General features: G+C 34.2%; 1 protein-coding gene. It reads right to left on the minus strand.

Annotation, left to right across the window (positions count from 1 at the left end; genetic code table 11):
• Positions 1-3: 3 nt before the first annotated feature.
• On the minus strand, positions 4-597 hold a 594-nt coding region (locus GOU96_RS18110; protein ID WP_229636665.1), incomplete at its 5' end, for a hypothetical protein.

The following is a 597-nucleotide window of genomic DNA, read 5'->3' on the forward strand; positions in this document are numbered from 1 at the left end:
GTGCTATGCACTGACCCTGATTATCTCCAGAAGGTTATTCCTTGTTCTTTTCCACCACACTTCATTATCAAGAGAGAGTAGGTCTAATGTTTTCAGTAGAACGGGGATTGCAGCTTCTTTATTACCCATTTTAATAAGACATTCACCTTGCATTGCAAATGCAATATTTCTCTTAGATTTATACTCATTAGACATTTTCTCTAATGGTATTAATGGTTTTAACTTTTCAAAAGGAAAAGACTTACGGTCATCATAACTAGCACCATAATATGGCTCTAGAGTAGAAGAAATCATATTTGCTAACCAATTTGCTTTCTTAGAATATTCAACCAATACAGGAATTGCCTCTTGGCAATTTCCTTCGTTGAAAAGCTTTGTTGAATACTCTTCTAACTTGTCAACATCTGCTTTAGTAATTACACCAAGTTCACCAACCAGTTGAGTTGATGTAGATAAGTCAAATGGATCTGCTGTTGATTTTGACGTTTCCGCGAAAGAACTGAAACTAACCAATACCGATAACATTAAGTATATTTTCTTCATATGTATTCCTTTTATTTTATATGTATGTACGAATAAACAAGCATCACTAACGCC

This window comes from Vibrio sp. R-1 (genome assembly GCF_035615595.1).
In the GTDB taxonomy this organism is placed as follows: Bacteria; Pseudomonadota; Gammaproteobacteria; order Enterobacterales; family Vibrionaceae; genus Vibrio; species Vibrio cholerae.